At 56.0% G+C, this 21,906-nt stretch carries 15 protein-coding genes, 2 tRNA genes and 3 rRNA genes; 3 read left to right on the top strand and 17 right to left on the bottom strand.

Going from position 1 to position 21,906, the window contains the following annotated elements; translation table 11 throughout:
* Positions 1 to 27: 27 nt before the first annotated feature.
* The 14 genes from DKY63_RS15375 to DKY63_RS15445 form a co-directional block, all read right to left on the bottom strand.
* Positions 28 to 2,331 (bottom strand): PqiB family protein, encoded by a 2,304-nt coding sequence (locus DKY63_RS15375; RefSeq protein WP_110964888.1) that lies wholly within the window; start codon positions 2,329 to 2,331, stop codon positions 28 to 30.
* Positions 2,324 to 2,947, bottom strand: a complete 624-nt coding sequence (locus tag DKY63_RS15380; protein WP_110964889.1) for a paraquat-inducible protein A — start codon at positions 2,945 to 2,947, stop codon at positions 2,324 to 2,326. The genes DKY63_RS15375 and DKY63_RS15380 overlap by 8 nt, the downstream gene beginning before the upstream one ends.
* Positions 2,934 to 3,593 carry a paraquat-inducible protein A gene (locus DKY63_RS15385; protein WP_110964890.1) on the bottom strand — a complete coding sequence of 220 codons (660 nt, stop codon included), beginning with the start codon at positions 3,591 to 3,593 and terminating at the stop codon, positions 2,934 to 2,936. Before DKY63_RS15385 ends, DKY63_RS15380 begins: the two co-directional genes overlap by 14 nt.
* A 146-nt stretch (positions 3,594 to 3,739) precedes the next feature.
* Positions 3,740 to 3,855, bottom strand: a 5S ribosomal RNA gene (gene rrf, locus DKY63_RS15390).
* 146 nt (positions 3,856 to 4,001) lie between these two features.
* Positions 4,002 to 6,893: ribosomal RNA gene (locus DKY63_RS15395) — 23S ribosomal RNA — on the bottom strand.
* 242 nt (positions 6,894 to 7,135) lie between these two features.
* Positions 7,136 to 7,211, bottom strand: a tRNA-Ala gene (locus DKY63_RS15400).
* A 30-nt stretch (positions 7,212 to 7,241) separates the two neighbouring features.
* A tRNA-Ile gene (locus DKY63_RS15405) sits at positions 7,242 to 7,318 on the bottom strand.
* An 80-nt stretch (positions 7,319 to 7,398) separates the two neighbouring features.
* Positions 7,399 to 8,935, bottom strand: a 16S ribosomal RNA gene (locus DKY63_RS15410).
* Together the 16S, 23S and 5S rRNA genes with 2 tRNA genes alongside form the textbook arrangement of a ribosomal RNA operon.
* A gap of 479 nt (positions 8,936 to 9,414) precedes the next feature.
* Positions 9,415 to 10,038: a protein-methionine-sulfoxide reductase heme-binding subunit MsrQ gene (msrQ, locus tag DKY63_RS15420; protein WP_110964891.1), complete on the bottom strand. Its 624-nt coding sequence runs from the start codon at positions 10,036 to 10,038 to the stop codon at positions 9,415 to 9,417.
* Positions 10,038 to 11,051 (bottom strand): protein-methionine-sulfoxide reductase catalytic subunit MsrP, encoded by a 1,014-nt coding sequence (msrP, locus tag DKY63_RS15425; protein WP_110964892.1) that lies wholly within the window; start codon positions 11,049 to 11,051, stop codon positions 10,038 to 10,040. Before msrP ends, msrQ begins: the two co-directional genes overlap by 1 nt.
* 63 nt (positions 11,052 to 11,114) lie before the next feature.
* Complete coding sequence (pssA, locus tag DKY63_RS15430; protein WP_110964893.1) at positions 11,115 to 11,972, bottom strand: CDP-diacylglycerol--serine O-phosphatidyltransferase; 858 nt, start codon at positions 11,970 to 11,972, stop codon at positions 11,115 to 11,117.
* A gap of 145 nt (positions 11,973 to 12,117) precedes the next feature.
* Positions 12,118 to 13,134 carry a ketol-acid reductoisomerase gene (gene ilvC, locus DKY63_RS15435; protein WP_007959661.1) on the bottom strand — a complete coding sequence of 339 codons (1,017 nt, stop codon included), beginning with the start codon at positions 13,132 to 13,134 and terminating at the stop codon, positions 12,118 to 12,120.
* A 47-nt stretch (positions 13,135 to 13,181) separates the two neighbouring features.
* Positions 13,182 to 13,673 (bottom strand): acetolactate synthase small subunit, encoded by a 492-nt coding sequence (gene ilvN / locus DKY63_RS15440; RefSeq protein WP_003205610.1) that lies wholly within the window; start codon positions 13,671 to 13,673, stop codon positions 13,182 to 13,184.
* 2 nt (positions 13,674 to 13,675) lie between these two features.
* Positions 13,676 to 15,400 (bottom strand): acetolactate synthase 3 large subunit, encoded by a 1,725-nt coding sequence (locus tag DKY63_RS15445; RefSeq protein ID WP_110967932.1) that lies wholly within the window; start codon positions 15,398 to 15,400, stop codon positions 13,676 to 13,678.
* 400 nt (positions 15,401 to 15,800) lie between these two features.
* On the opposite strand from DKY63_RS15445, the gene DKY63_RS15450 reads away from it, so the two are divergent.
* Positions 15,801 to 16,223 carry a DUF4124 domain-containing protein gene (locus DKY63_RS15450; RefSeq protein ID WP_110964894.1) on the top strand — a complete coding sequence of 141 codons (423 nt, stop codon included), beginning with the start codon at positions 15,801 to 15,803 and terminating at the stop codon, positions 16,221 to 16,223.
* 97 nt (positions 16,224 to 16,320) lie between these two features.
* On the opposite strand, the gene DKY63_RS15455 is transcribed toward DKY63_RS15450, so the two are convergent.
* The 3 genes from DKY63_RS15455 to mrcB are packed head-to-tail and all read right to left on the bottom strand — an operon-like array spanning position 16,321 to position 19,746.
* Positions 16,321 to 16,656: a YqcC family protein gene (locus DKY63_RS15455; RefSeq protein WP_110964895.1), complete on the bottom strand. Its 336-nt coding sequence runs from the start codon at positions 16,654 to 16,656 to the stop codon at positions 16,321 to 16,323.
* Positions 16,656 to 17,405: a tetratricopeptide repeat protein gene (locus DKY63_RS15460; protein WP_110964896.1), complete on the bottom strand. Its 750-nt coding sequence runs from the start codon at positions 17,403 to 17,405 to the stop codon at positions 16,656 to 16,658. The genes DKY63_RS15455 and DKY63_RS15460 overlap by 1 nt, the downstream gene beginning before the upstream one ends.
* A 16-nt stretch (positions 17,406 to 17,421) precedes the next feature.
* On the bottom strand, positions 17,422 to 19,746 hold the full coding sequence (gene mrcB, locus DKY63_RS15465) for a penicillin-binding protein 1B (RefSeq protein WP_110964897.1): 2,325 nt from the start codon (positions 19,744 to 19,746) through the stop codon (positions 17,422 to 17,424).
* A 117-nt stretch (positions 19,747 to 19,863) separates the two neighbouring features.
* Between mrcB and DKY63_RS15470 the strand changes: the two genes are divergently transcribed.
* On the top strand, positions 19,864 to 21,420 hold the full coding sequence (locus DKY63_RS15470; protein WP_110964898.1) for an AAA family ATPase: 1,557 nt from the start codon (positions 19,864 to 19,866) through the stop codon (positions 21,418 to 21,420).
* Between the two features lie 92 nt (positions 21,421 to 21,512).
* Positions 21,513 to 21,857 carry a pentapeptide repeat-containing protein gene (locus DKY63_RS15475; RefSeq protein ID WP_110964899.1) on the top strand — a complete coding sequence of 115 codons (345 nt, stop codon included), beginning with the start codon at positions 21,513 to 21,515 and terminating at the stop codon, positions 21,855 to 21,857.
* Positions 21,858 to 21,906: the final 49 nt, after the last annotated feature.

Raw genomic sequence — 21,906 nt, forward strand, 5'->3', positions numbered from 1 at the left:
GATCGCGGCCTTTTTTGTGTTGCCCTGTTACTTGCCGAGGGAAATCTTCGGCGCCCAGGTCAGCCATTCTTCTTCGAACTTGTCGAACAACGCAAAGGTCTGCTCAGGCCGCGCCGCGCTCCCCATGCGATCGCCGTCCGGGGTGGCAAATGCGACGCCTCCCTGAATCATGGTTTCCAGCGATTCGGTACGCAACGTCGCGCCCTTGAACAGGCCGACATCAAAGTCGAAACCACTGGTGTTCCAGAAGCGGGTGCCGCTGCGCACCAAGGGTGCGTATTTCGGCTCGATCAGAATGTGGATCAGCACCCGGTCCGCGGTTTGCCCCAACTCATAGCCCGTCACCTTGCCCACGGTAATTTCGCGATAAGTCACTGGCACGCCAGGCTTCAGCGAGCCGCGACGAGCAGCGCTCAACACCAGGCTCAACCCGGCTTCCTGCTTGGCGGTTTCCGGAGCGGCAGACAGCGCGACAAAGTTTTTCTGTGGGCCGAGGTTTTTCGCCCCCGGCTGCACTTCGATGTATTGCCCGGTGACCAAGGTCTCGAGGTTCGAGGTCTTGATCAGACCCAGTTCCGGCTTGACCACCCAGAACTCACTGCCAACCCGCGCGATTCGTTCGGGCACTTCGGTGATCCGTGCCGTCAGCAGTACCGATTGCAGGTCGTCGCTGAGGTCGACGTTCTCGATCTTGCCGACATCGAGCCCTTTGAAGCGAATCGGGGTACCGGCGCGCAAGCCGTCGGCGCGGTCGACCTTGATCGTGATCACCGCGCCTTTCTGGTTGGCGTCTTCACGATTGGCGAACAGACGGAAACGCGGGATGCGCTTCTGCAATGGCGCCTTGGCCTCCGGTGTTTCAAAGGCAATGCCGCCGGCCATCAGGCTTTGCAGCGACTCGCTCTTGACCTGGATTCCGCCGGTCAGCCCACCGGTGAGCGTGATCCCGCTGGCATTCCAGAAGCGCGTCGAGGCGTTGACCAGGTTTTCGTATTCCTTCTCGATGTGGACGCCAATGACCAACTGGTTTTTCTTGCGGGAAAACTGATAGCTCTGGACCGAACCTACTTTGACCTGCTTGTAGAGAACCGGACTGCCGACGTCCAGAGAACCGAGGTTGTCGGTGAACAACACCAGATGCAGGCCTGGTGACCGCAGGTCCAGTGGTGGCGCTTTGGGGCGAGCGACGAACTCACGTTGCGGGGCGTTACCTTTGTCACCCGGACGCACAGCGATGTAATTGCCTTTGACCAAGGCTTCGAGACCGGTGATGCCGGCCAGGGAGATCGATGGCTTGACCACCCAGAACTGAGTCCCATCCACGAGGTAATCCTCGGCCAGTGGATCGAGCGTCAGTTCGGCAGTGGCGGCGGACAGATCCGCATCGACCTTGAGCGCCTTGAGCGTACCGACCTGAATACCCTTGTACATTACCGGCGTGCGACCAGCCTGCAGGCCTTCGAAGTCACTGAGTTTGACCTTGACCTTGATTCCGGCCGCAGCGGCATCGAAGTCTTCATAAAGACGGAACGGCAGGCTTGGATCGGTGGGCGGGCTGTCCTTGCGATTGTCTGGGGTGGCGAACGCGATGCCTCCCGCAACAATGCTGGCCAGGGACTCACTGCGGACCTTCACTCCCGAGAGATTGGCATCGATGCTGATGCCGCTGGCATTCCAGAATCGCGTGTGTTTGCGCACCAACTTGGCGTAGGTCGGCTCGATGAACACCTTGAGCTCGACGGTGCTCTGGTCTTCGGACAGCAGGTAGCTTTTGACCTGGCCGACCTTGATCTGCTTATAGAACACCGGGCTGCCGCGATTGAGCGAACCCAGCCGATCTGCTTTGATCGTCAGGTGCAGGCCGGGCTGGGCATCGGACAATGGCGGCTCTTCAGCCAGCGCCTTGAACTTGCGCGCAGGTTCGCCTTCGCCCGGGCTGATCGCGACGTAGTTGCCAGAGACCAGGGTTTCCAGCCCTGTGATACCAGCCAAAGTCACACTCGGCTTGACCAGCCAGAAACGCGTGCTGGTGCGCAGGTACGGTTCCACGTCCTTGTTCATCTCGACCGTGGCAATCACACCTTTGGTGCCGCCCTCATCATCGAGCTTGAGGTTTTTCACCTTACCGACGGACATGCCTTTGTAGACCACTTCGGTCTTGTTGGCCTGAATGCCTTCACCGCTTTCGAAGCGCACCTGAATTTCGATACCGGTTTCGTTGTAGGCACGCCAGCCGAGCCAGCCGCCGATGATCAAGGCAATCAGGGGGAGTACCCAAATGGCAGACCAGTTCGAGGCCGGTCGGGTTTTCGCTACGGGCAAATCAGTCATGGTCGTCGTCCGACTCCGTGTTATCCCAAATCAGTCGGGGATCGAAGGTTACTGCTGCAAGCATTGTCAAAATCACCACACTGGCAAAGGCGATGGCCCCCAGATCAGCTTCAATACTGGCAAGCCGTCCAAAGTTCACTAACGCCACGAGGATGGCGATCACGAAGATATCGAGCATCGACCAACGACCGATGAACTCGATGAAGCGATACATCCAGATACGTTGCCGGGCCGAGAGAGGCTGGCGGCGCTGCACGGAATACAGAAGCAGTGCGATGCCTACCAATTTGAAGGTGGGTACCAGGATACTGGCGATAAACACCACGGCCGCGATGGGAATCATGCCGTGCTGAACCAGTTGAATGACCCCGGACATGATGGTGCTTGGATCGCCTTTACCCAGGGAACGCACGGTCATGATCGGCAGCACATTGGCTGGTATATAGAGAATTGCCGCAGTGATCAGCAGCGCCCAGGTCCGTGCCAGGCTGTTCGGGCGGCGGGCGTGAACCAACGCGCCGCAACGCGTACAGACCTGCTCGTCGGTATCAGCTTCCTGCCTGTTCAATTCATGACATTCGGTACAGATCAGAATGCCTGCATCAATCGCCCGCATGGGCATCCTCTCCTGATAAAGCTTGCCAGATCTGGTGAGGCGACATCACGACCTCCAGCCAGACCTGGATCAGTAACAAACCGATGAAGCAGGCGAGCCCGAGACCTATGGTCATGGCTGCCATATCCGCGAGTTTCACAATCGCCACCAGCACGCCCATGAGGTAGACCTCGAGCATCCCCCAGTCTCGCAAGTGGTGGTAAATGCGGTAGAGCAGCAGGCCGTAGCTGCGTCCGATATTGAAACGGATGCTTAACAGCACAGCCAGTTGGCAGAGCAGCTTGAGCAACGGGATTGCCATGCTGCACAGGAACACAACCACGGAGACGCCGCGCATTTGCGAATTGAATAGGCCGACAACACCGCTCCAGACCGTATCCTGCGATGACTGCCCGAGTAGATTGAGCTGCATGATGGGTAAAAAGTTCGCGGGGATGTACAACAAAAGCGCTGCAATCACGAGGGCGAGGCTGCGCTGTACGACGTTGTATCGATGGGCGTAAAGCTCGTAGCCGCAGCGCGGGCACAGGGCTTTCTCGCCATGGGCGAGCACGGGCTTGCGCATCAGCAGGTCGCACTCATGACACGCCACCAAATCGTCCAGCGGTAAATCTGACAGCCCGGGGGCGTCAACCGGATCTGGCATAAAGGCTCTGGCTCCGAAAAAGGTGGACCTATTCTAGTGTCCTGAAGCGAAAATAACTGCGCAAATTTGCACTGGAGTACAGGGTGCTTTTCCGCGCGCAAAAACAAAACCCCAACTGCTTTCGCAATTGGGGTTTCGGAATTTAATCTTGACGATGACCTACTCTCACATGGGGAAACCCCACACTACCATCGGCGATGCATCGTTTCACTTCTGAGTTCGGGATGGGATCAGGTGGTTCCAATGCTCTATGGTCGTCAAGAAATTCTTGAGCTGACGCGTCTTTCAACGTTCCAGCGAATCGGGTATGTGACAGCTTTCGGTGTTTGCGAGTTGCGCGAACTTTCGGTTCATTGCGTCTTCACACACCGCAATCTGGCCTTTCGACGCAAATTGCTTGGGTGTTATATGGTCAAGCCTCACGGGCAATTAGTATTGGTTAGCTCAACGCCTCACAGCGCTTACACACCCAACCTATCAACGTCGTAGTCTTCGACGGCCCTTCAGGGAACTCAAGGTTCCAGTGAGATCTCATCTTGAGGCAAGTTTCCCGCTTAGATGCTTTCAGCGGTTATCTTTTCCGAACATAGCTACCCGGCAATGCCACTGGCGTGACAACCGGAACACCAGAGGTTCGTCCACTCCGGTCCTCTCGTACTAGGAGCAGCCCCTCTCAAATCTCAAACGTCCACGGCAGATAGGGACCGAACTGTCTCACGACGTTCTAAACCCAGCTCGCGTACCACTTTAAATGGCGAACAGCCATACCCTTGGGACCGGCTTCAGCCCCAGGATGTGATGAGCCGACATCGAGGTGCCAAACACCGCCGTCGATATGAACTCTTGGGCGGTATCAGCCTGTTATCCCCGGAGTACCTTTTATCCGTTGAGCGATGGCCCTTCCATACAGAACCACCGGATCACTAAGACCTACTTTCGTACCTGCTCGACGTGTCTGTCTCGCAGTCAAGCGCGCTTTTGCCTTTATACTCTACGACCGATTTCCGACCGGTCTGAGCGCACCTTCGTACTCCTCCGTTACTCTTTAGGAGGAGACCGCCCCAGTCAAACTACCCACCATACACTGTCCTCGATCCGGATAACGGACCTGAGTTAGAACCTCAAAGTTGCCAGGGTGGTATTTCAAGGATGGCTCCACGCGAACTGGCGTCCACGCTTCAAAGCCTCCCACCTATCCTACACAAGCAAATTCAAAGTCCAGTGCAAAGCTATAGTAAAGGTTCACGGGGTCTTTCCGTCTAGCCGCGGATACACTGCATCTTCACAGCGATTTCAATTTCACTGAGTCTCGGGTGGAGACAGCGCCGCCATCGTTACGCCATTCGTGCAGGTCGGAACTTACCCGACAAGGAATTTCGCTACCTTAGGACCGTTATAGTTACGGCCGCCGTTTACCGGGGCTTCGATCAAGAGCTTCGCGTTAGCTAACCCCATCAATTAACCTTCCGGCACCGGGCAGGCGTCACACCCTATACGTCCACTTTCGTGTTTGCAGAGTGCTGTGTTTTTAATAAACAGTCGCAGCGGCCTGGTATCTTCGACCGGCGTGGGCTTACGCAGCAAGTGCTTCACCCTCACCGGCGCACCTTCTCCCGAAGTTACGGTGCCATTTTGCCTAGTTCCTTCACCCGAGTTCTCTCAAGCGCCTTGGTATTCTCTACCCAACCACCTGTGTCGGTTTGGGGTACGGTTCCTGGTTATCTGAAGCTTAGAAGCTTTTCTTGGAAGCATGGCATCAACCACTTCGTCACCCAAAGGGTAACTCGTCATCAGCTCTCGGCCTTAGAATCCCGGATTTACCTAAGATTCCAGCCTACCACCTTAAACTTGGACAACCAACGCCAAGCTGGCCTAGCCTTCTCCGTCCCTCCATCGCAATAACCAGAAGTACAGGAATATTAACCTGTTTTCCATCGACTACGCTTTTCAGCCTCGCCTTAGGGACCGACTAACCCTGCGTCGATTAACGTTGCGCAGGAAACCTTGGTCTTTCGGCGTGGGTGTTTTTCACACCCATTGTCGTTACTCATGTCAGCATTCGCACTTCTGATACCTCCAGCAAGCTTCTCAACTCACCTTCACAGGCTTACAGAACGCTCCTCTACCGCATCACCTAAGTGATACCCGTAGCTTCGGTGTATGGTTTGAGCCCCGTTACATCTTCCGCGCAGGCCGACTCGACTAGTGAGCTATTACGCTTTCTTTAAAGGGTGGCTGCTTCTAAGCCAACCTCCTAGCTGTCTAAGCCTTCCCACATCGTTTCCCACTTAACCATAACTTTGGGACCTTAGCTGACGGTCTGGGTTGTTTCCCTTTTCACGACGGACGTTAGCACCCGCCGTGTGTCTCCCATGCTCGGCACTTGTAGGTATTCGGAGTTTGCATCGGTTTGGTAAGTCGGGATGACCCCCTAGCCGAAACAGTGCTCTACCCCCTACAGTGATACATGAGGCGCTACCTAAATAGCTTTCGAGGAGAACCAGCTATCTCCGAGCTTGATTAGCCTTTCACTCCGATCCACAGGTCATCCGCTAACTTTTCAACGGTAGTCGGTTCGGTCCTCCAGTCAGTGTTACCTAACCTTCAACCTGCCCATGGATAGATCGCCCGGTTTCGGGTCTATACCCAGCGACTAAACGCCCTATTAAGACTCGCTTTCGCTACGCCTCCCCTATTCGGTTAAGCTCGCCACTGAATATAAGTCGCTGACCCATTATACAAAAGGTACGCAGTCACAGAACAAAGTCTGCTCCCACTGCTTGTACGCATACGGTTTCAGGATCTATTTCACTCCCCTCTCCGGGGTTCTTTTCGCCTTTCCCTCACGGTACTAGTTCACTATCGGTCAGTCAGTAGTATTTAGCCTTGGAGGATGGTCCCCCCATATTCAGACAAAGTTTCTCGTGCTCCGTCCTACTCGATTTCATGACTAAGAGATTTTCGCGTACAGGGCTATCACCCACTATGGCCGCACTTTCCAGAGCGTTCCGCTAATCTCAAAGCCACTTAAGGGCTAGTCCCCGTTCGCTCGCCACTACTAAGGGAATCTCGGTTGATTTCTTTTCCTCAGGGTACTTAGATGTTTCAGTTCCCCTGGTTCGCCTCTTGCACCTATGTATTCAGTACAAGATAACCATCTTATGATGGCTGGGTTCCCCCATTCAGACATCTCCGGATCAAAGTCTGTTTGCCGACTCCCCGAAGCTTTTCGCAGGCTACCACGTCTTTCATCGCCTCTGACTGCCAAGGCATCCACCGTATGCGCTTCTTCACTTGACCATATAACCCCAAGCAATCTGGTTATACTGTGAAGACGACATTCGCCGAAAATTCGCAAAACTCTTAAGAGTCACTCACAAATTTTACCTTAGCCTGATCACCACCAGTGAAAGTGGATCTCAGTCTATCTTTCTATCACATACCCAAATTTTTAAAGAACGAACTAGTCAAAGACTAGAAATCAACATTCACCATCACTCGATGGAATGCTCATTTCTAAGCTCTTACTTCAGAAGCAGTAGTGGTGGAGCCAAGCGGGATCGAACCGCTGACCTCCTGCGTGCAAGGCAGGCGCTCTCCCAGCTGAGCTATGGCCCCGTATTTCTACAGGCGTTTCCCACACAAAATTGGTGGGTCTGGGCAGATTCGAACTGCCGACCTCACCCTTATCAGGGGTGCGCTCTAACCAACTGAGCTACAGACCCAATTTCGGGCTGCTTCTTTCGTCTTCTTCAATGAATCAAGCAATTCGTGTGGGAGCTCATGGAGCAGCTGAGTCGTCGATTAAGGAGGTGATCCAGCCGCAGGTTCCCCTACGGCTACCTTGTTACGACTTCACCCCAGTCATGAATCACACCGTGGTAACCGTCCTCCCGAAGGTTAGACTAGCTACTTCTGGTGCAACCCACTCCCATGGTGTGACGGGCGGTGTGTACAAGGCCCGGGAACGTATTCACCGCGACATTCTGATTCGCGATTACTAGCGATTCCGACTTCACGCAGTCGAGTTGCAGACTGCGATCCGGACTACGATCGGTTTTGTGGGATTAGCTCCACCTCGCGGCTTGGCAACCCTCTGTACCGACCATTGTAGCACGTGTGTAGCCCAGGCCGTAAGGGCCATGATGACTTGACGTCATCCCCACCTTCCTCCGGTTTGTCACCGGCAGTCTCCTTAGAGTGCCCACCATTACGTGCTGGTAACTAAGGACAAGGGTTGCGCTCGTTACGGGACTTAACCCAACATCTCACGACACGAGCTGACGACAGCCATGCAGCACCTGTCTCAATGTTCCCGAAGGCACCAATCCATCTCTGGAAAGTTCATTGGATGTCAAGGCCTGGTAAGGTTCTTCGCGTTGCTTCGAATTAAACCACATGCTCCACCGCTTGTGCGGGCCCCCGTCAATTCATTTGAGTTTTAACCTTGCGGCCGTACTCCCCAGGCGGTCAACTTAATGCGTTAGCTGCGCCACTAAAGACTCAAGGTCCCCAACGGCTAGTTGACATCGTTTACGGCGTGGACTACCAGGGTATCTAATCCTGTTTGCTCCCCACGCTTTCGCACCTCAGTGTCAGTATCAGTCCAGGTGGTCGCCTTCGCCACTGGTGTTCCTTCCTATATCTACGCATTTCACCGCTACACAGGAAATTCCACCACCCTCTACCATACTCTAGCTTGTCAGTTTTGAATGCAGTTCCCAGGTTGAGCCCGGGGCTTTCACATCCAACTTAACAAACCACCTACGCGCGCTTTACGCCCAGTAATTCCGATTAACGCTTGCACCCTCTGTATTACCGCGGCTGCTGGCACAGAGTTAGCCGGTGCTTATTCTGTCGGTAACGTCAAAACACTAACGTATTAGGTTAATGCCCTTCCTCCCAACTTAAAGTGCTTTACAATCCGAAGACCTTCTTCACACACGCGGCATGGCTGGATCAGGCTTTCGCCCATTGTCCAATATTCCCCACTGCTGCCTCCCGTAGGAGTCTGGACCGTGTCTCAGTTCCAGTGTGACTGATCATCCTCTCAGACCAGTTACGGATCGTCGCCTTGGTGAGCCATTACCTCACCAACTAGCTAATCCGACCTAGGCTCATCTGATAGCGCAAGGCCCGAAGGTCCCCTGCTTTCTCCCGTAGGACGTATGCGGTATTAGCGTTCCTTTCGAAACGTTGTCCCCCACTACCAGGCAGATTCCTAGGCATTACTCACCCGTCCGCCGCTGAATCAGAGAGCAAGCTCTCTTCATCCGCTCGACTTGCATGTGTTAGGCCTGCCGCCAGCGTTCAATCTGAGCCATGATCAAACTCTTCAGTTCAAACATCTTTGGGTTTTGAGAAAACCCTAAACTTGGCTCAGCAATCGTTGGTTACATCTTTGATTTCTCGCGGAGTAACTTGTGATGCTGATAATCTGTTGACTAGCAGTCTGACTTCACAAGCACCCACACGAATTGCTTGATTCAGTTGTTAAAGAGCGGTTGGTTAAGCGCTTTGCTCAACCGAGGCGCGCATTCTACAGCAGCCTCATTTGCTGTCAAGTGATTATTTTCAGAAGTTTTCAAGGAATCCTTAACAACTTCAACCACTTGCGCTGTCGATCTCTCGTCAGCGGGAGGCGAATTCTACAGCGTTACTCGCTGCTGTCAACACCTCTTTTTCAACTGCCTGCGGGCTTCGATGAACTGAAGCACCTGACCATCGAAACTGCGTAACTCATTGTTTACCAAGGAGTTTTCCGCTTCGACTGCGCCGGAAGTGGGGCGAATTATAGAGAACTAAAATTCGCCGTCAACCATTAATTACGCTTTTCTGGCAGAAATGCCTTTTTAGCCAGTAACCGGGGTATTCGTCGGGCAATCGGCGGTAGGCGCAACACTAATAACAGCACACCGATGGCCGCATAGATCACCCACTCCTTCAGATCAGCGCGCACAATCCAGAGCATATGCAGCAATCCAAGCCCAAGAACCAGATATGCGAAGCGGTGAAGCTTTTTCCAACCCGCCCCCAACCGCCTCTGGCTGTATCTATTGGAAGTGACGGCCAACGCCAGCAAAAACAGGAACCCCAACACACCGACAATAATGTAGGGACGCTTACGCAGCTCAACCCCTAGCTGTGACCAATCAAAGCCAAGGATGAATGCCAGATAGGCACTCAAGTGCAGCACCACATAAGCAAAACTCCACAACCCCAACTGGCGTCGGACAGCAATCCACCCTGCCCACCCCGAAAGCTTCTGCAGCGGCGTCATGCTTAAGGTAACGAGCAACAAAACAAGCGCCCCCAACCCCAACCGGTCAACCAGCACCTTGCCCGGGTCTGGCCCCAGTGCATCCCCCCAGGCCTGATACAACCAAAACAACGGCCACACCAACGCCGCCACGAAAACACCCACACGCCAACGTGGATATCGCATCAGTAGTTTTTCCGCAGATCGAGCCCTGTATATAGAGAAGCCACCTCATCCGCATAGCCGTTGAACATTTGCGTATCACGCACGTTCGGCTTGAAGAGGCCACTCGGGAGGCGACGTTCACGAGCCTGCGTCCAGCGTGGATGATCGACCGTAGGGTTCACATTTGCATAAAAGCCATACTCATCCGAGGCAATGCTCTGCCAAGTCGTTTTCGGCTGCTCACTCACCAGACTGATCCGTACGATGGACTTGATGCTTTTGAAACCGTATTTCCAGGGCACAACCAGACGCAGAGGCGCCCCGTTCTGGTTCGGCAACTTGCGCCCGTACATCCCCACCGCCAAAATCGCCAATGGATTCATCGCCTCATCAAGCCGCAACCCTTCCACATAAGGCCAGTCGATCAAGGCAAACCCTGAACGTTGTCCCGGCATGCTCTTGGGATCCTCAAGCGTTTCAAAGCGAATGAATTTGGCTTTCGATGTGGGCTCCACCTGATTAAGCAATGCCGAAACAGGGAAGCCTACCCACGGAATGACCATCGACCATGCTTCCACACAACGAAGGCGGTAGACCCTCTCTTCCAGTTGGTATGGTTTCATGAAGTCTTCAAGCGCATACCGCCCAGGCTTATTCACCTCACCATCGATCACCACAGTCCATGGCTCTGTCTTCAGTGAACCGGCATTGGCGGCCGGATCACCCTTGTCAGTCCCGAACTCATAGAAGTTGTTGTAGTGAGTTGCATCCCTGAAAGGGGTTATCGCCTCTTCCTTGACGTTAACCGCCCCCCAATTGGTAGAAGGGAGCTTCTCACTGAACCAGGAAGGCGCCTTGCCAGGCTCGACATCCGCATAGCGCGCCGCCTCATCAGCACACGCCCACTGCGGCAGCGCACTCACGGCAATACCGGCTGCGGCAGCACCCAATACATGACGTCGAGAAAGATAGATGGATTCGGGCGTGACGTCCGACTCATGGCAATCGGATGCTTTGGGGACTTTGATCAGCATGACTACTCCGCAGCATTGGAGAACAGATGCACCAACAGACTGCGGAGTATGAGGGAAATTACATCACTCGACGCTTTTGCGCCGACGAAGATGTAACAGATATTGCACCGGACCGGATGCTGCGTAAGCAAGGAAAACCAGCAGCAGAATACGCGGAGGATCACTGAACACCACCGCGAACACCAACACCACGGCAAGGATCGCAACGAATGGGACACGCCCCTTCAGATCCAGCTCCTTGAAGCTGTTGTACTTGATGTTGCTGACCATCAGCATACCGGCGGCCGCGACCAGCAATGCCACCAGGAAGGACATTTTGGAGCCTTGAATGCCGTAATCGCTGAATGCCCAGACGATTCCCGCGACAACACCAGCGGCCGCCGGGCTGGCCAGGCCGATGAAGTAACGCTTGTCAGCCGTGCCGACCTGGGTATTGAAGCGCGCCAGACGCAACGCCGCACCTGCAACATAAATGAAGGCGACCATCCAGCCGACCTTGCCCATGTCACCCAGGGCCCAGCCAAACGCCAACAATGCGGGAGCTACGCCAAAAGCCACCATATCCGATAGCGAGTCGTACTCGGCGCCAAAGGCACTCTGCGTATTGGTCATGCGGGCAACGCGGCCGTCGAGACCATCAAGCACCATGGCGACGAAAATCGCGATGGCAGCGAAGGCAAAATATTTGCTCGCGCCAAGCGAATCACCCGCGCTCAAGGCACTTTGGGCACTCATGGAATTGATGATGGAGTAAAACCCTGCGAACAGGTTTGCAGTGGTGAAAAGGTTCGGCAGAAGATAGATGCCACGATGTCGGACTTTGCGGCCTTCAGCATCATGCCCTTCTTCGACATGTTCATCGATGGGCAACAGGCTTTCGGCGTCAGAGACCTTGTTTGGCTCTTCGGGACGTTCGCTCATGAACAATACCTTGCAACGGGGTGGAAAGTTTCGACAGGTGCCTGCGACGTCAGTTCGCCTCGCAAACGATGCAGCTTTATACCAGAACCAGCCATCCAAACGAAAAAACGCGGCCTAAGCCGCGTTTTTCGTACAAGGGTCAGACTTAGTTTTTAGCTTTGTCGACGATCTTGTTGGCACCGATCCACGGCATCATGGAGCGCAGTTGCTCACCGATGATTTCGATACCGTGAGCGGCGTTGTTACGACGCTTGGCGGTCATCGAAGGATAGCCGGTGGCACCTTCGCTGATGAACATCTTGGCGTATTCGCCGTCCTGAATACGTTTCAGGGCGTTGCGCATGGCCTGACGGGATTCGGCGTTGATCACTTCCGGACCGGTCACGTACTCGCCATACTCGGCGTTGTTGGAGATCGAGTAGTTCATGTTGGCGATACCGCCTTCGTACATGAGGTCAACGATTAGCTTCAGTTCGTGCAGGCATTCGAAGTAAGCCATTTCCGGCGCGTAGCCAGCTTCGACCAGGGTTTCGAAACCGGCTTTTACCAACTCAACGGTACCGCCGCACAGAACGGCTTGCTCGCCGAACAGGTCGGTTTCAGTCTCGTCCTTGAAGGTGGTTTCGATGATGCCGGTACGACCGCCACCAACGCCAGCAGCGTAGGACAGCGCAACGTTCTTGGCGTTGCCCGAAGCGTCCTGATAGATAGCGATCAGGTCAGGAATACCGCCGCCCTTCACGAACTCGGAACGTACGGTATGGCCCGGGGCCTTCGGCGCGATCATGATCACGTCGAGGTCAGCGCGCGGAACAACCTGGTTGTAGTGAATCGCGAAGCCGTGGGAGAACGCCAGGGTGGCGCCTTTCTTGATGTTCGGCTCGATTTCGTTCTTGTACAGCTGAGACTGGAATTCGTCCGGGGTCAGGATCATGACCAGGTCGGCACCGGCAACGGCAGCAGCCACGTCGGTCACTTTCAGGCCGTGGGCTTCAGCCTTGGCAACGGTGGCCGAACCTTTACGCAGGCCAACGGTAACGTCTACGCCGGAGTCTTTCAGGTTGCACGCTTGAGCGTGGCCCTGGGAACCGTAACCGATGATGGCAACTTTCTTGCCCTGGATGATCGACAGGTCACAGTCTTTATCGTAGAAAACTTTCATGAATTTCCCCTATATATCCAGGCCGTTCAGGCCATTCGCTAATTTGGTTAGATGCTGAGTACTTTGTCGCCGCGAGCAATGCCGGTAACGCCGCTGCGGACGGTTTCCAGAATCGAGGCGGTGCCGATGGACTGAATGAAGCTGTCGAGCTTGTCGCTGGTACCGGTCAATTGAACGGTATACACGCTGGCGCTGACATCGACGATCTGTCCACGATAAATATCGGTAGTGCGCTTGATCTCGGCGCGCTGGGCGCCGGTGGCCTTGACCTTGACCAGCATCAGTTCGCGCTCGATGTGAGCACTTTCCGACAAGTCGACCAGTTTGACCACTTCGATCAGTTTGTTCAGGTTCTTGGTGATCTGCTCGATGATCTCATCGTGGCCCACAGTGGTCAGCGTCAGACGCGACAGGGTCGGATCTTCGGTTGGTGCCACGGTCAGGCTTTCGATGTTGTAGTTGCGCTGCGAGAACAGGCCGACTACGCGAGACAAAGCGCCGGGTTCGTTTTCCAGAAGCAAGGAAATAATGTGACGCATGATTAGGTACGCTCCGTCTTGCTCAGCCACATATCGCGCATGGAGCCGTCTTTGATTTGCATCGGGTAGACGTGCTCGTTGGCATCGACCTGGATATCGAGGAACACCAGGCGATCCTTCATGGCGAATGCTTTTTCCATCATCGGCTTCAAATCCTTCAAGTCAGTGATGCGCATGCCCACGTGACCATAGGCCTCGGCCAATTTGACGAAGTCCGGCAACGATTCCATGTAAGAGTGCGAGTGACGCGCGCCGTAGCTCATGTCCTGCCACTGACGAACCATGCCCAGTACACCGTTGTTGAGCAGAATGATCTTCAACGGCAAATCATGCTGCAGGCAGGTCGACAGCTCCTGGATGTTCATCTGGATGCTGCCTTCGCCAGTCACGCAGGCGACATCGGCATCCGGGAAGTTCAGTTTCACACCCATTGCCGCCGGCAGACCGAAGCCCATCGTGCCCAGGCCACCGGAGTTGATCCAGCGGTTCGGCTTGTTGAAGCGGTAGTACTGCGCCGCATACATCTGGTGCTGGCCCACGTCGGAGGAGACATAGGCGTCGCCACCGGTCACTTCACAAAGAGTCTCGATCACGGTTTGAGGCTTGATGATGCTGCCGTCACCCTTGTTGTAAGGGAACATGTCGCGATCGCCACGCCACTCTTCGATCTGCTTCCACCAGTTGGCAACCGACTCCTTGCCAGGAACCTCACCGATCTCCTTGAAGGTAGCGACCATTTCGGTCAATACGCTTTCCACCGGACCTACGATAGGCACGTCGGCCTTGATGGTCTTGGAGATGGATGCCGGATCGATGTCGATGTGAATGATCTTGGCATTCGGGCAGAACTTCGATGGGCCGTTGATTACACGGTCATCGAAACGTGCGCCAGCTGCCAGGATCACATCGGCGTTGTGCATGGCCAGGTTGGCGGTGTAGCTGCCGTGCATACCCAACATGCCGAGGAATTGACGGTCCATGCCCGGGTAGGCGCCAAGGCCCATCAGGGTGTTGGTCACCGGTGCGTTCAGCAACTGCGCCAATTCGGTCAACGGAGCGGAACCGTTGCCCATGATCACACCGCCACCGGCGTAAATGACCGGACGCTTGGCTGCCAGCAGCATTTCCACAGCTTTGCGGATCTGCCCGGAATGGCCACGGACGGCCGGGCTGTAGGAACGCAGCTTGGCTTTCTTCGGGAAAACGTATTCGAACTTCTCGGCCGGGTTGGTCATGTCTTTGGGAATGTCGACAACGACCGGACCTGGACGACCGGATTGCGCCAGGTAGAAGGCTTTTTTCATGACTTCCGGGATTTCCGACGCATGCTTGATCATGAAGCTGTGTTTCACGATCGGCCGGGAGATACCGATCATGTCGGTTTCCTGGAATGCATCGGTACCGACCATGGTGCTTGGCACCTGGGCGGTCAGAATCACCATCGGAATGGAGTCCATGTACGCCGTGGCGATACCGGTAATGACGTTGGTCGCGCCGGGACCGGAGGTCACCAGTACGACACCCGCCTTGCCGGTGGCACGCGCGTAGCCGTCAGCCATGTGAGTGGCTGCCTGCTCATGACGGACGAGAATATGTTGAACGGTCGGTTCTTTAAAAAGTGCGTCGTAGATATGCAGTGCGGCACCACCCGGGTACCCATAGATATACTTGACGCCTTCGTCACGCAAAAAGCGGACGATCATTTCACCGCCAGATAAAAGCTCCACGTTGTCCACCTCTAAAACGCCAGAATACCGCCCACGAAACATGGGACGGGTCTTAATAGGTTTACTTCTCAGCAGAGCATGAGCGACGGTGGTCGCCGACTACGTCAGCACTGACTGAGCAAGTATTGGGATCGTCCCAAGTGTTGCGGGCCTCTCCCACCCAGCGCGAGGTAACGCGTTGCGGGTGTAGCAGGTCGGCGCGGATGTGCGCCTCATGATCTGCTGAGTGGGTCTGCTTCTGGCAGTCCCTCTACAGCGGACTTTGGATTCTTCTGTTTCGTCCCCTGCAAGTCAAGTCGTGTCTGTGCTTTATTGAAGTAAGCACATGAGAAAGCAAGAAAAAACCGCGAAACCGCAAGTGTGTTAGCTTCAATTGCGCAACCCGATATAAGGAAATGACATGCGAGTGCTGTTCCTGGCCGCCGGCCTGCTGATTTGTGTCAGCCCCTTGAGCATTGCCGCGTCGATTTACAAATGGGTCGACGCCCAAGGCGTTACCCACTTCGACGCACAACCACCCCAGGGCCAGCAAGCCACTGTCGTCGCAACACCTTCCCAGTCCGCCACCAAATCCGCTCCCCTCAGGAGCAACGGGACAATTGGTGATCAACAGGCAGTCGACAAAGATGTCAAAAGACAGGTTGCCGAGCAGCAGGCGCAATTGAAAACGTTCTGTGAGCAGGCGCGGACGAACCTGGCGCAATTGCAAAACAATCCGCGACTCAGGGAGGAGGTAGATGGAGAGTTGCGCCGCCTGGACGACGTTCAGCGAAAAGAGCGAATAGGCGAAACACAGAAGCAAATAGCGGAAAACTGCATGTAGGAGCAATGCTTGCTCGCGATGGCGGGGCAACAATCAACGAATGAGTTGAATGTCGGGCCCCAATCGCGAGCAAGCTTTGCTCCTACAGAAATCAGGGTCAGCGAGATGCGCTGATCAATTGATCAAACTCTTTGAGCAGCAATTGCAGCTGTCGATCCCTGCCCTGAACGTTACGGGAAGCGAAAACCATTTCGGCCATTTCCTGAATCCCCGACGCATTGGGCAATGGCAGATTCTGCTCGAGGATCGCCTTCATGCGTGGCAGGAAAATCCACTGCAGCCACTGCTCGAAGTCCAGCGTGTCGACGGAAAAGGGTTCGACGCTGGAGAGTGCCTCCACCGATGGAGAAACTTCGTCCCACCAGCCTTGCAGGCGCAACTCGCGCTCGATCAGCAACAAATGATCGGCAATTCTCGGAAAACGCGAATCCATTACGACGAAACCCTGGCGTTCTGACGGGCCAGCGCCGCGCCAGCAGAGTCGCCCTGTTTCTCACGGGCCTGGGCAATCAGTTCCCACAGACTGGCCTGAAGCGCCGGACGCCCATTGGCAAAGGTCAAGCCACGACGGGCAAACTGCTCGGCCTGCGGCGCATCGCCTTGGGCCATGCGTACTTGCGCCAGGCGATAAAGCACTTGCGGTTCACGCGGAGCGACACGCTGGGCGCGCTCCAGGCTGGAAGACGCACCGTTGAGGTCGCCATTGGACTGTTGCTGCTGAGCCGTGGTCAACAGCGCCAGGACCGGCCCGTCCAACTGCTCGTCGGCTGACAGACCACCGGCACCGGCCGACGGAATCCCGCTGGGGGTCGACGGCATGTTGTAAGTGCCTTGATTGATCGGCGCGGACTGCACCGGCGAAGTATCGATCGGCCCCGGGGTAATCGGACCCGAGCTGACCGGGCCTGGCGTGATCGGCGTGGTGCTGATCGGCGTCGACGTCGTTGCGCCACCACCTGGCACCATCACCACAACACCGGTATCACCTTGCGGAATCTCTTGAACCCGAGCTTGCGCAGGTCGTTTTACCGTCGTCTGACGAAAACCACCGTTCGCCGAAACCCGCTCGCTGTTGGACACAGCGGTGCCGGAGTCGACAACCGGAATCGAACCACGTTGTACGGTGGAGCAACCGCTGAGCAAAGCCACGGCGGTAACCGCTGGAATCAACCACTTGTTCACTTGAAACCCTCTTTGCTTAGTTCATCCAGCCTTTGACCCAATCCATCACCGTTTCAGCAGGATTAGGACTTTCGCCACCGCAAGCGGCGCCGGGAGGCGGCTCGCTGCCGCGAATATACGGCATCTGCACAGCGCCTGGGCAGTTAGCATCCGAGCCCTGCCCGGTCCGCGAATCGACCCAGGCCTGAACGATATTATCCGGCTGCGGCATGTCCAGCGGCAACGGGTCCGCCTTGCGCATGAAGCTGGTCCAGACCTGCAGCGCACCGGTTGCACCGGTAAACGGCGTCTTGCCGTTGTCGTCGCGCCCCAACCAGACTACCGCCAGCAAATCCTGACTGAAGCCGGCGAACCAACTGTCGCGGGAATCGTTACTGGTACCGGTCTTGCCCGCCAGCGTCAGGGTTTTCGGCAATACGTTGTAAACGGAGCTGCCGGTACCCTCACGCATCACTCGCTGCATGGCGCTCTGGATCAGGTAAATGGAAGCCGGATCGAAACGCTGCTGAATCTGGAACGGGTACCGTTTGAGCGGCTCGCCTTCTGCAGTCAGCACGCTGCGAATACCACGCATCGGAGTATTGAAACCACCGTTGGCGAGTGTCTGGTACATCGTTGCCACTTCAATCGGCGTCATGCCACCAGCACCCAGCAACATCGACGGGAAGGCCGGGAACTCGCGACTCACACCGAGACGGCCCAGGGTCTTGAGCACATTCGGGACACCCACCGCCAAGCCGAGACGTGCGGTCGACAGGTTGTAGGAATGCGCCAGGCCCTGATAAAGGAAGACGGTGCCATGACTGCGTCGATCATAGTTCTGCGGTTTCCACACCTGTCCGTCCGCACCCTTGACCGAGAAGGATTCGTCTGACAACCAACTGGTCAATGTGTACTGGCTCGGTTTCTCCAGCGCTGTCAGATAAACCGCCGGTTTGATCAGCGAGCCGATCGGCCGCACCGCATCCAGCGCCCGATTGAAACCGGCAAAACTGGCCTGGCGACTGCCGATCATGGCCTGGACTTCGCCGGTTTCCGGGTTGGTGACAACCATCGCTGCCTCAACATCATCCGACCCCTTGCGCCCGGCCAGACGCTTGAAGGTGTCGTTGACGGAGGCTTCGGCCTTCATCTGCAGGATCGGGTCGAAACTGGTGAAAATCCGCAGGCCTTCTTCGGTCAAGTCTTCGTCGCGATAGTCTTCGCGCAGTTGACGCTTGACCAGATCGAGGAAGCCGGGGAACGAGCTGTCCGCCAATTTGCCTCGCGTTGTCACGCCCAACGGCATTTTCTTCGCGGCAGCGACCTGCTCGGCGGTGGCAACGCCTTGCTGCTCAAGCACATCGAGCACCAGATTACGCCGCTCAAGCGCCCGCTCCGGATTGCGACGCGGGTTGTAGTAAGACGGCCCCTTGACCATGCCCACCAGCATCGCGACTTGATGCAGCTTCAGTTCGGACAATGGCTGCCCGAAGAAGAACTGGCTGGCCAAACCAAAACCATGCACCGCCCGCTGACCATCCTGGCCGACGAACACTTCATTGAGGTAAGCCTCAAGAATTTCTTTTTTGTCGTAATGCAATTCAAGCAACATCGCCATCATGGCTTCGGTCAGCTTGCGGCTCAGGCTGCGTTCGCTGGTCAGGTAGAAGTTCTTGACCAATTGTTGCGTGAGCGTACTGCCGCCTTGGGTCATCTTGCCGCCAGAGGTATTGACGTAGATAGCTCGTACGATCGACTTGGGCGACACACCCCAATGGCTATAGAAATCCCGGTCTTCCACGGCGACCAGGGTTTCCAGCAGATACGGCGGGACCTGATCGATTTTGATCAGGATGCGATCTTCGAGGTTCTTCGGGTAAATCCCGCCGATCAACAGCGGCTCCAGGCGCACCACGGAGAGCTTTGAACCGTTCGTCGCCGAAAGCTCGGCGACATAGTCGCCGGAGAAACGAACACGCACCGGCTGTGCCTGCTCCATACCCTCATAGAACTGGAAGCCACGGGTATTCAAGTCGACGGTATTGCCGTTGACCGCCGCCGCGCCGGGGCCATTACTCACGCTTTCACGCCGGTAGCCCAAGGCATCGAGTTCTGTCAGGAAGTCGTCCCGGCTGAGCTTTTGTCCGACGAACAGCTCAAGCGGGCGCGCGTATACCTTGGCCGGAATCGTCCAGCGCTTGCCGGAAAACTTTTCCTGCACGATGGCATCGAGGTAAACCGCGAATCCGGCGAGCACAACAAGGCCGACCAGACTGAGTTTAAGGGCCCAGCCCAACCAGGGCCGCAGGCCTTTGGAGGGTGGTTTTTTGGGGGTACGGGGGGTTCGAGTACGTGTCATGGCGGCGGATTATACGCACTTTATTCATCCTCAACAGGAGCGCTCCGCGTTTGCGTTAGGCTGGCTAGCCGCCATAATGACGACCTGAATTTTTCCAGACTCTGAAGGACCACCCCCGTGAGCCAGTCCCTGATCGCCGCCCTGCAAAATCCGGCCCTCTACCCGCATCCGGTAGACGGCTTCAAGGTCATCGAGACCCATATCTCCTGGGTGCTGCTCACCGGCCCCTATGCCTATAAAGTGAAGAAGCCGGTCAACTTCGGCTTCCTCGACTTCACCACCCTCGAGGCTCGCGCACACTTCTGCGGCGAAGAGCTGCGCCTGAACCAGCGCCTGACCGAAGACTTGTATCTGGAAGTGTTACCGGTCACCGGCAGTGCCGAAGCCCCGCAACTGGGCGGCGACGGTCCGGCCATCGAGTATGTGCTGAAAATGCGTCAGTTCCCGCAGGACGGCCTGCTCAGCACGCTTCAGGCCAACGGCGAACTGACCCCTGCGCACATTGATGAAATGGCAGCGCAAATCGCCCGCTTCCACCTCAACGCCCCGAAGGTACCGGCTGAACACGAAGCCGGCACACCCGACAGCGTCATGGCTCCGGTACGGCAGAACTTCGAGCAAGTTCGTCCGTTCCTCAGCGACAAGGCTGACCTGCAGCAGCTCGAAGCCCTGCAAGCCTGGGCCGAAAGCAGCTTCGACCGCCTCAAATCCGTGTTCAGCCAACGCAAGGCTGACGGCTTCATCCGTGAATGCCATGGCGACATTCATTTGGGTAACGCCACGGTGATCGACGGCAAGGTGGTGATTTTCGACTGCATCGAATTCAACGAACCCTTCCGTTTCACCGATGTGTATGCCGACACCGGCTTCCTGGCCATGGACCTGGAAGACCGTGGCCTGAAGTGCCTGGCTCGCCGCTTCATCAGCCAGTACCTGGAATTGACCGGCGACTATCAGGGCCTGGAGCTGCTCAACTTCTATAAGGCTTACCGCGCAATGGTCCGCGCCAAAGTCAGTCTGTTCAGCATGCCGGCGGACGCCACTGCGGTGCAGCGCGCCACCACCCTGCGCCAGTACCGCACCTACGCCAACCTGGCGGAAAGCTACAGCACCATCCCTTCACGCTTCATGGCCATTACCCATGGTGTTTCCGCCGTCGGCAAAAGCCATGTGGCCATGCGACTGGTAGAAGCGCTGGGCGCGATTCGCCTGCGCTCCGACGTTGAACGCAAACGCCTGTTCGGCGAGCAAACCGTCTCCAATGACCTGCAGGCCGGCATTTATAGCGCTGATGCCAGCGCCGCGACCTACAATCGCCTGCATGAAGTTGCTGCCACCATCCTGCACGCCGGTTTCCCGGTCGTAATCGACGCTACCTACCTCAAGCAGGAGCAGCGCATCAGCGCGGCTAAAATCGCAGAAGCCACAGGCACGCCATTCCTGATTCTGGACTGCGATGCACCCAAAGCTGTTATCGAGAGCTGGCTGGCCCAGCGCCAGGCAGACAAGACCGATCCATCCGACGCCACGCTGGCGGTCATCGAAGCCCAGCAGTCCAGTCGCGAAGCCCTGACGCCTGCAGAAATTCTCTACAGCAAACGCGTTCAGACCAATGAAAGCGGCACGCTCGACACTGTCGTGGCGCAGATTCGCCAGCGCCTGCCAGGCCTGTAAGAAACTATTTTCAGCCGTGGAGCCCCCGCTTGCTTCACGGCTGGCAAATAGTGGCATTATACTGGCGTCATAAAACCAACAGGTGATATGCCATGAGCCAGCCGAAGCTACTCGATACTCCGCTTTATGCCCTGCTGCACAAAGACGACATCACGGGCTTCAACAAGGAACGCCCCAAGGACGGCCCCATCGACATGGTGGGTGGAGATTTCCGTGGCCTGGACCTACGGGAACTGAACGCAGACGGCGTCGATTTTACCGATGCCTATTTCCGCTCGGCTGATCTGCGCGGCATCGACTTTCGCAACGCTACGCTGGAAGGCGCGAGCCTGGCCCATGCGCAGATTTCAGGTGCGTACTTTCCAGCGGAAATCAGCGCCGACGAAATTCTCATGTCGATGAACTTCGGCACTCGCCTGCGCTATCGCACTCGCTGAGCCATAGCGTGATTTGACAAGTCTGGTGCCCCTGCCCTCGCACCGGACT

The organism is Pseudomonas putida, from assembly GCF_003228315.1.
GTDB lineage: Bacteria > Pseudomonadota > Gammaproteobacteria > Pseudomonadales > Pseudomonadaceae > Aquipseudomonas > Aquipseudomonas putida_S.